Origin of the sequence: Mesorhizobium sp. M7A.F.Ca.US.011.01.1.1 (assembly GCF_003998295.1) — a bacterium.
Lineage (GTDB): Bacteria > Pseudomonadota > Alphaproteobacteria > Rhizobiales > Rhizobiaceae > Mesorhizobium.
On sequence record NZ_RZRT01000105.1, the window covers coordinates 1 to 9019 of the forward strand.

The 9019-nt window shown below is 64.0% G+C and carries 8 protein-coding genes; 6 read left to right on the forward strand and 2 right to left on the reverse strand.

The window, feature by feature from the left end; genetic code table 11:
• The first annotated feature begins 377 nt into the window (after window positions 1-377).
• The 4 genes from EOA13_RS35715 to EOA13_RS35730 all read left to right on the forward strand — a co-directional run bounded on the left by EOA13_RS35715 (window position 378) and on the right by EOA13_RS35730 (window position 3061).
• On the forward strand, window positions 378-761 hold the full coding sequence (locus EOA13_RS35715; protein ID WP_127297860.1) for a RidA family protein: 384 nt from the start codon (window positions 378-380) through the stop codon (window positions 759-761).
• A 13-nt stretch (window positions 762-774) separates the two neighbouring features.
• Window positions 775-1125, forward strand: coding sequence for a VOC family protein (locus tag EOA13_RS35720; protein WP_127297861.1), 351 nt, complete (start codon window positions 775-777; stop codon window positions 1123-1125).
• Between the two features lie 345 nt (window positions 1126-1470).
• Window positions 1471-2574 carry a 3-isopropylmalate dehydrogenase gene (leuB, locus tag EOA13_RS35725; protein WP_127297862.1) on the forward strand — a complete coding sequence of 368 codons (1104 nt, stop codon included), beginning with the start codon at window positions 1471-1473 and terminating at the stop codon, window positions 2572-2574.
• Window positions 2575-2578: 4 nt separating this feature from the next.
• Window positions 2579-3061, forward strand: a complete 483-nt coding sequence (locus EOA13_RS35730; protein ID WP_127297863.1) for a GNAT family N-acetyltransferase — start codon at window positions 2579-2581, stop codon at window positions 3059-3061.
• On the opposite strand, the gene EOA13_RS35735 is transcribed toward EOA13_RS35730, so the two are convergent.
• Window positions 3051-3749: a DUF805 domain-containing protein gene (locus EOA13_RS35735; RefSeq protein ID WP_127297864.1), complete on the reverse strand. Its 699-nt coding sequence runs from the start codon at window positions 3747-3749 to the stop codon at window positions 3051-3053. The two genes, EOA13_RS35730 and EOA13_RS35735, sit on opposite strands and share 11 nt — an antisense overlap.
• A 183-nt stretch (window positions 3750-3932) precedes the next feature.
• Here EOA13_RS35735 and EOA13_RS35740 point away from each other — a divergent pair, with 183 nt between their 5' ends.
• Window positions 3933-5303, forward strand: coding sequence for a glycosyltransferase (locus tag EOA13_RS35740; protein ID WP_245490580.1), 1371 nt, complete (start codon window positions 3933-3935; stop codon window positions 5301-5303).
• 98 nt (window positions 5304-5401) lie between these two features.
• Here the strand turns inward: EOA13_RS35740 and EOA13_RS35745 are convergent, their stop codons facing one another.
• Window positions 5402-7276 (reverse strand): DEAD/DEAH box helicase, encoded by a 1875-nt coding sequence (locus EOA13_RS35745; protein WP_127297866.1) that lies wholly within the window; start codon window positions 7274-7276, stop codon window positions 5402-5404.
• A gap of 438 nt (window positions 7277-7714) precedes the next feature.
• On the opposite strand from EOA13_RS35745, the gene EOA13_RS35755 reads away from it, so the two are divergent.
• Window positions 7715-8749, forward strand: a complete 1035-nt coding sequence (locus EOA13_RS35755) for an aspartate-semialdehyde dehydrogenase (protein ID WP_023814446.1) — start codon at window positions 7715-7717, stop codon at window positions 8747-8749.
• The last annotated feature ends 270 nt before the right edge of the window (window positions 8750-9019 follow it).

Genomic DNA, 9019 nt, shown 5'->3' on the forward strand with positions numbered 1-9019 from the left:
GCGCCATCGCAGCTCGCTCAGCGTCAAAGAAGAAGGCTATCATCGCCGTCGCAAGGAAGCTCCTCGTCGTCCTAAACGCCATCATCCGTGATAAAAAAGCTTTCGCATGAACACAGTTGCCATGCCGTGACGGTTGTCGGAGGGTGCGGCGGAGCAGAATTCTGAACCGCTGCAACGCTTTGAAGTCGCGGCATGGATCCTATGGTCTGCGCCGCGTCGCTTCGCTCCTTGCTTCGCCATAGGATGACGAAGACGCGAGGGGTTCGGCTAATCTCCATGGTCGGAGCTCCGGCTCGTAGCAACAATTGGTTACCTCTGGCCCATGGTCAGCCCTGCCCCTTCCCTGCAAAATCTCCGCAACCATCGCGAGGACACCCATGCGAAAACTCATCTCCACCGGCTCCCCCTTCGAAAAGACCGCGGGCTATTCGCGCGCCGTGGTGCAGGGCGACTGGTGTTTCGTCTCCGGAACGACCGGTTACGACTATGCGACCATGACGATGCCGGAGACGGTGGAGGCGCAGACGCGCAATTGCCTGGCGACGATTGCCAAGGCGCTGCAGGATGGCGGTTTCGACATGGCTGACGTGGTGCGGGCGCATTACTACATCACCGACCAGGCCTTCGTGGACATCGTCTTCCCGATTCTGGGCGGGACGTTCGGCGATATCAGGCCGGCGGCGACGATGATCGTCTGCCAGCTCAACAAACCGGAAATGAAGATCGAGATCGAGGTGACGGCGCTGCGGCGCACGGCTTGAAAGGCGACCGACGATGAAAGTCCGGCGCATCGTTGCCAATATCGAGACATCCGACATCGCGGCGGCGAAGCGCTTCTACCAGGACGCGCTCGGCCTCGACATGCTCATGGACCTCGGCTGGATCACAACCTACGGCTCGCAAGCAAAAATGGATGTCCAAATCAGCTTCATGGCGCAAGGCGGTTCCGGCACGCCGGTGCCGGATCTGTCGATCGAGGTCGACGATGTCGATGCAGCGCTCGATGCCATAAAGACCGCCGGCTTCGCCATCGAATACGGACCGGCCGACGAGCCCTGGGGCGTGCGGCGCTTCTATGTCCGCGATCCGTTCGGCAGGCTGGTCAACATTCTCTCGCATCGGTGAAGGTTTAGCCTGGGTTCCTCGCCCCCACGAAGTGGGGGAGAGGTGGCTCGGCGAAGCCGAGACGGAGAGGGGGAATGGCGCTGCCGTATCCAGGCGAGCGATTGCGCGCGTGCTAAGCCAGTGCCCTACGAAAGCCCCCTCTCCGGCCGCTTCGCGGCCACCTCTCCCCCGCCTTTGGCAGGGGCGAGGAACCCAGGTCCGGAGAAGGCGGGCAGGCCAGCGGAGTGCAGCATAGCGCCAAACAGCCGCGCCTGTTTGCGTCGCAGCGCTTCTCGTCCCCTTGCGCACAACCGGCTTGGCGTTTAGCAAGGCCGCGGTTCAAATTCTTTCCAGGACGGTTTCTCCATGGCAACGAAGCATCTTTTCCTGCTCCCCGGTGACGGCATCGGTCCCGAGGCCATGGCCGAGGTCAAGAAACTGATCGCGGTCATGAACGACAAGCTCGGCAGCGGTTTTGCCACCGATGAGGGGCTGGTCGGCGGCTGCGCCTATGACGCGCATGGCGCGGCGATCTCCGATGCCGACATGGAAAAGGCGATGGCGGCCGACGCGGTGCTGTTCGGCGCCGTCGGCGGTCCGAAATGGGATGCGGTGCCCTACGAGGTGCGCCCTGAGGCCGGCCTGCTGCGGCTGCGCAAGGACATGGAGCTGTTTGCCAATCTGCGCCCGGCCATCTGCTACCCGGCGCTGGCGGCGTCCTCCTCGCTCAAGCAGGAGGTGGTCGAAGGCCTCGACATATTGATCGTGCGCGAGCTGACCGGCGGCGTCTATTTCGGTGAGCCCAAGCAGATCATCGATCTCGGAAACGGCCAGAAGCGCGGCATCGACACGCAGGTCTACGACACGTTCGAGATCGAGCGCATTTCGGGCGTTGCCTTCGAGCTGGCGCGGACCCGCAAGAACCACGTCACTTCGATGGAAAAGCGCAATGTGATGAAGTCGGGCGTGCTGTGGAACGAGGTCGTCACCCAGACCCACAAGGCGCGTTACTCAGACGTCAAGCTCGACCACATGCTGGCCGATGCCGGCGGCATGCAGCTGGTGCGCTGGCCAAAACAGTTCGACGTCATTGTCACCGACAATCTGTTCGGCGACATGCTGTCCGACATTGCCGCCATGCTGACCGGCTCGATCGGCATGCTGCCGTCGGCCTCGCTCGGCGCGCCCGACGTGAAGACCAAGAAGCGTAAGGCGCTTTACGAGCCGGTGCACGGCTCGGCCCCCGACATCGCCGGCAAGGGCATCGCCAACCCGATCGCCATGATCGCTTCCTTCGCCATGTGCCTGCGCTATTCCTTCGGCATGGTCGAGGAAGCGGACCGCGTCGAAAGCGCGATCGCCGCCGTGCTCGACGCGGGCCTGCGGACGAAAGACATCATGTCCGATGGCATGACCGAGGTCGGTACGGTTCAGATGGGCGACGCGATCATCGCCAAATTCCTGGGCTGATATCGTGACGGTCGACGTCCGCTGGGCGACGATCGAGGACGCGACGGCGCTCGCGGCCATATTGTGCGAGATGGCGGTTCACTACCGGCAGCCACCTCTCGATGCCAGCCGGGCCGTGTCTGCCGCACGAAAATGGCTTGGCGAGGAAAGCCCGGCCTACCCGCATTTCGCGCTTGCCTTCATCGAGGGCGAGGTCCGCGGCCTGGCGTCGGTGGCGATCGCGCATCCCGGAATCGATCTTGAGCGGCTGCTGATCCTCAAGGATTTGTTCGTGCGGGACAACATCCGCAACGCCGGCGTCGGCCGGGCTCTGATCGGCTTTCTCGCCGATCATTGCCTGCGCGAAGGCATCGGTCGGATCGACCTGACCACCGAGGACTGGAACGAAGGCGCGCTGCGTTTTTACGGCCGGCTTGGCGCCGAGCGCCACGGCCAGAAGGTCTTTCTCAGGCTTTCGGGTGACGCGTTGAAGGCGGCTAGACCCTGACACCCGCCGGCACCGGCCCCCACTGGTTTTCCCGGGCCTGCGTCGGGATCAGTGCGAAGACCAGGATGATCAGGCTGCCGATCGTCGGGATCAGCACCACCAGATAAAGCCAGCCCGACAGGCCGATGTCATGAATGCGGCGAACGGTCATGCCGATGCTGGGCAGCAATGTCGCCAGAACGAAGGTGCCGCAAAGGCCAACAGTTACCGCCGCCGATACGCTGCTGTCGAAATTGCCCATTTCGTTGTCGGCGAAAAGGCCGATGCCGCCGATGACAAGCAGCGAGACCACCCAGAACAGGAAAAAACCCCAATATTCCTTGCGACGGGCGCGACCGGCGAAATTGAAATAGTTCTGCGTCAAGCCACGCCAGAAATAGCCCCAGAGATCGCTGGGCTCGGCTGTCTCGGAAGACCGGCCGAAATGCTGCGCAGGAGGCGCTGTTGCAGGTGGAACGCTGGCTTGGGCCGGTGCGGCCTTGATGCCGGAGTCTGCGGCGGTCGGAGCAGCGATCGAAAAGACGTCGCGCGCCTGGCCGCCACCCGGCTGGAACTCGACGGCCGTGCCATTGGGCATGGCGATCTGCCGGCGCAGGTTCTCGCGGGTGAAGGTGTAACGGTTGCCGTCGGCCCCGGATATGAAGCCAAAGCCCTGGTCCTCGTCGTAGTGAAGCACTTCGCCCCGCATTTCGCCAACCCCCCGCTCGCCACGTCCCAGCCGAAGGTGGCACAGGCCCGAGCCGATGGGCAAGCCAGCATGGCTACCCTCTTCGCGGCAAATGAAGCATAAGGCATCGAGTGCAACCGCCTTCGACAGAAGCAGAACATGACAGTCGAGAGTCCCGACAGTAAAACCGTGATTGAAGATGGAGTGGAAAGAAGACCTCCCAGGCTGGCCATCGACGCCACCGGCCTGACGTTCTGGCCGTCCGGCCAGGGACTTGTCGGCATCCCGCGGGTGGAAAGCTTTCTCGTCAGCGCAGCCCTGGCCGATCCCGACCCTTGCGTGGAGGTGGTGGCGTTCCGACCGTGGGAAGGCCGGTTTCGCCCCCTCGCTCCTTTCGAGCAGGACCATGTCGCGACGGGCGAGATTTCACCCTGGCGCCTCAAACGATGGCCTGGGAGACGCACGGCGATGTCGCAGGCCCTCGAAGCGGTGAGGCAGCAGCCATGGGGCAAGCGCGACGCCGACCGCCATCTCGCAAAGACGGTGACCCATGGCCGCAAAGGGATTGCCTATCAGGCGACCAGGCTGCTGATCCGGGCCTATCGGCTGTACCAGCGGGCGCGGACCCCGTCGGCCCCGCGTCAGGTTCCAAGCCAACCGGACGAGACTGAACGCGGCTTTGTCCTGATCAGCCATCACATTCTGACCGGGGACGACCGAGCCGCCGTCTCCGGGCGCGCCGGTGGCCTCGCGTTTCTTTGCCACGACCTCATCCCGACACTGCGCCCCGACATGGTTGGTATGAGCTCTGGCGAGGCTCGCTACGGGTCATATCTCGAGCACCTCGTGCGTTCCGGCGCGCCGGCATTTTGTGCATCCGACGAAGTTGGTGCGACGCTGACCGATCATATGCAACAGGCAGGCGTCACGCAGCCGGTGGTATATCGGTTTCCGATGCCGTCCATCCTGTACGAAACGGCTTCGCGCATGGGCGAGACTTCGCGCATCGAGGCCGACGAGCCGTTCGTGCTCTATTGCTCGACCATCGAAGTGCGCAAGAACCACATCCTGCTGGCACGGATATGGCAGCAGGCGCTCGACGAGGGCGTCACGCTGCCGCGGCTCGTCTGCGCCGGGCGCTGGGGCTGGATGATCGATCCGCTGCGCGCCTATCTCAAGGCCCATCCGAGATTGCTTGAGCGGGTTACGTTCACCGGAGCGATCAGCGATGAGGAGCTCATCCGATATTGTCGCAGCGCTTCCTTTGGCGTCTTTCCCTCGCATATCGAGGGCTGGGGCTATGGCGCCTCGGAATGTCTCGATTTCGGCGTTCCCGTCATCGTCTCGACCGCGCCGGCGCTGATCGAGGCGAGCGGCGGGCTGATGCCGGCGATCGATTCCAATGACCAGGCCGGCTGGTACGCTGCAATCCGCAGGATGGCGGAGGACCCGGACTGGCGCTCGTCGCTGACGGAACGCATCGCAAAGCAGCATCGCCCGACGCCGGCATCGGCCAGCTGGGCTGCCATCAAGGCTGGCCTGCAGGCAAGCGCGTCCCTCCGGCCGAAGTCCTAGAGCAATTCCAGGAAAAGTGTGACGCGGTTTTCCGTCTAGAATTGCGTCAAAACAAAGAGTTAGAGCAGATCGCCGTTTCCGTGAAACGGTGAAATGCTCTAGGTGGGCCGCTTCTTCGCCTTCTTGTGCTTGGGCGCGCCGGTGGTGTCGAATTTTGGCTTGCCCGGCTTCTTCGCCCATGGCTTTGCCTCATGCGCGGTGGCCGGGCGCTGATCGACTGCTGCCGGTGCACGTTTTTCGAATTTGCGCTTCGGCGCGTTGGGATCGAACGGCGCCTTGCCGCGATGCGGCTTCTTGTCGGGGCTTGGCGGCTGGTAGCCGGCGCGCGACAGATCGGGCGTACCGTCGAGCCGCTTCACCAGGATGTTGCCTTGCAGCTTGCGGTCGGGACCGATTGCGGCCAGGAAGCGGTCGGCCCAGTCGGCTGATATCTGCACGTAGGTCTCTTCCGGCTGCATCTTGATGGCGCCGATCTCGCGCTTCGAGATGCTGCCGGTGCGGCACAGCATCGGGATGAGCCAGCGCGGCTCGGCATTCTGCCGGCGCCCGATCGACAGCGAGAACCAGACGCTGTCACCGAAATCGTCGCGACGGCTGGGCGCCTCGTCGCGGCGCGCGAAACCTTCGCCTGCCGGTCTTTCACGCGACGGCGTGAAGGGCGCGATCTCCATGAGGTCCTCGGGGGCCGAGCGGCTGGCGCGGCACTGGCGCACGAAGGCGGCAGCCACTTGCTCGGCGCCATGTCTTGCGAGCAGCGCGTCGATGAAACCGCGCTCGTCGTCCTTCACCGGCTCGTCGAAAGCGGGATCGGCAAGAATGCGCTCGTCGTCGCGCCGCATCACGTCGTCGGCCGAGGGCGGGCTCGCCCATGTCGCCTTGAGGCCGGCGTTCTGCAGCAGCCGCTCGGTGCGCTTGCGGGCGCTGTTAGGCACGATCAGCGCGCTGACACCCTTGCGCCCGGCGCGGCCGGTGCGGCCGCTGCGGTGCAGCAGCGTTTCGGGGTTGGTCGGTAAATCGGCGTGGATGACCAGTTCGAGATTGGGCAGGTCGATGCCGCGCGCCGCGACGTCGGTGGCGATGCAGACTTTTGCGCGGCCGTCGCGCATTGCCTGCAGCGCATGGCTGCGCTCGTTCTGGCTGAGCTCGCCGGAGAGGGCGACGACGGAGAAGTTGCGGTTGTTGAAGCGCGCGGTCAGATGATTGACGGCGGCACGCGTGTTGCAGAACACCAGCGCGTTCTTGGCTTCGTAATAGCGCAGAACGTTGATGATGGCGTTTTCCCGGTCGGGCTGGGCGACACTCAGCGCCCGGTATTCGATGTCGAGATGCTGCTTTTCCTCGCCGGCGGCCGAGATGCGCACGGCATTGCGCTGATAGCCCTGCGCGAGCGTGGCGATCGAGCGCGGCACCGTGGCCGAGAACATCAGCGTCCGGCGTTCGGCAGGAGCGGCGTCGAGGATGAATTCGAGGTCTTCGCGAAAGCCCAGATCGAGCATCTCGTCGGCCTCGTCGAGCACCACCGCCTTCAGCGCCGACATGTCGAGCGAGCGCCGGGTGATGTGGTCGCGCAGCCGGCCGGGCGTGCCGACGACGATATGGGCGCCGCGCTCCAGCACACGCCGCTCCGAGCGCATGTCCATGCCGCCGACGCAGGAAGCCACGGTGGCGCCGGTCAGTTCGTAGAGCCATTCCAGTTCGCGCGTCACCTGCAAGGCGAGTTCGCGCGTCGGCGCCACCGCCAGCGCCAGCGGTGCGGCGGCGTGGCCAAAGCGCTCCGCGCCCTCAAGCAGGGTCGGCGCCAGAGCGAGGCCGAAGGCCACCGTCTTGCCGGAGCCTGTCTGCGCCGAAACCAGCGCATCGGCCTCGCCGAGTTCCGGCGCCACAACCGCCTTCTGGACGGGCGTCAGCTCGGAATAGCCGCGTTTTTCCAGCGCCCTTGCCAGCGCGGGAACGAGTGCATCGAAGTTGGACATCTTACTCTTTCGGAATTCGGATTCTTATATGCCCAGCAATGGGCCTGTCTTCGGCGGGCGTCGGGACGCTCCATGAGCCGGATGGTCATGCCGTTCGTACTTCGTGCCGCCGCGATTGTACAGGGCAACAGGACGCTCGTCGCAATTGACTCTTGACGCAAACCGCGTAAAAGCCCGCTTTGAACGGGATCGTTTTTCGATGCGCGGCCTTTTGATGGCTCTTCTTGCATTCGATGCCCCCAGCCTCAATGCACATCATTGGGCCGGGCGCGTCGGCGCGTCCCCTCGTTCCAGCAAAACTATGGCCAAAACCACCACCAAAACGGTGTGACTCCCTTGGCCTAACCACCCTCTCCCGGGTTCGGCCCGGGGGACGGAACCCGCATCGGCCAGCGGGTTTCTCCAAAAACCAAGCGGAGAGGGACAGGAGATTTTTCGATGAGTTTCAAGGTAGCGATCGTCGGCGCCACGGGCAATGTGGGCCGGGAAATGCTCAACATACTGGAAGAGCGCGGCTTTCCGGTAAGCGAAGTCGTGGCGCTGGCGTCGCGGCGCAGCCAGGGCACGGAAGTGTCGTTCGGCGACCGCACGCTGAAGGTGAAGACGCTCGACCAGTATGATTTTTCCGACACCGACATCTGCATCATGTCGGCCGGCGGCAGCGTCTCAAAGGAATGGTCGCCGAAGATCGGCAAGCAGGGCTGCGTCGTCATCGATAATTCGTCGGCCTTCCGCTACGATCAGGACGTGCCGCTGATCGTGCCGGAAGTGAACCCGGACGCGATCTCGCTGTTCACGCGCAAGAACATCATCGCCAATCCGAATTGCTCGACGGCGCAGCTGGTAGTGGCATTGAAGCCACTGCATGACTTCGCCACCATCAAGCGTGTCGTCGTCGCCACGTACCAGTCGGTGTCGGGCGCCGGCAAGGAAGGTATGGACGAACTCTTTACCCAGACCCGCGCGGTCTTCGTCGCCGATGGCGTCGAGGTCAAGAAGTTCACCAAGCGCATCGCCTTCAACGTCATCCCGCACATCGATGTCTTCCTTGATGACGGCTCCACCAAGGAAGAGTGGAAGATGGTCGCCGAGACTAAGAAGATGCTCGACCCCAAGATCAAGCTGACGGCGACCTGCGTGCGCGTGCCGGTGTTCATCGGCCATTCGGAAGCGGTCAACATCGAGTTCGAAAAGCCGATCACCGCCGACGAGGCGCGCGATATCCTGCGCGAGGCGCCGGGCTGCCAGGTCTTGGACAAGCGCGAGGACGGGGGCTACATCACGCCGCTGGAATCGGCCGGCGAAGACGCCACCTTCATCTCGCGCATCCGCGAGGATTCGACCATCGACAACGGCCTGTCGATGTGGATCGTCTCCGACAATCTGCGCAAGGGCGCGGCGCTCAACGCGGTGCAGATCGCCGAGCTGCTGGTCGAGCGCGGCCTGATCCAGCCGAAGAAGAAGGCGGCCTGACGGCCGTTTAGTTTTCGCTCACGGGCCGTATCGCCGCTGCCGCGGCGGGCCCTCCGCGGGGGCGCCGAACGATCGGCGGCCCGCGGTCGCGGGCTCGGCCTGCGGCCGGGATGCTGAAGGTTTGCGAAGGCATTGATGAAGGTCGATCTCCCCCACGAGGGGCAGGGCTATCGCATATGGAATTCCTGAGATGTCTGCCCGGCACGGACCCCCACCCCTAACCCCTCCCCACAAGGGGGAGGGAGACTTCCGTTGGCGCTGGCCCAGGAG

Bases quoted from the DNA above. Each gene is read 5' to 3' on its own strand.
- EOA13_RS35715 (WP_127297860.1), top strand. From the start codon at position 378: ATGCGAAAACTCATCTCCACCGGCTCCCCCTTCGAAAAGACCGCGGGC.
- EOA13_RS35720 (WP_127297861.1), top strand. From the start codon at position 775: ATGAAAGTCCGGCGCATCGTTGCCAATATCGAGACATCCGACATCGCG.
- leuB (WP_127297862.1), top strand. From the start codon at position 1,471: ATGGCAACGAAGCATCTTTTCCTGCTCCCCGGTGACGGCATCGGTCCC.
- EOA13_RS35735 (WP_127297864.1), bottom strand. From the start codon at position 3,749: ATGCGGGGCGAAGTGCTTCACTACGACGAGGACCAGGGCTTTGGCTTC.
- EOA13_RS35745 (WP_127297866.1), bottom strand. From the start codon at position 7,276: ATGTCCAACTTCGATGCACTCGTTCCCGCGCTGGCAAGGGCGCTGGAA.
- EOA13_RS35755 (WP_023814446.1), top strand. From the start codon at position 7,715: ATGAGTTTCAAGGTAGCGATCGTCGGCGCCACGGGCAATGTGGGCCGG.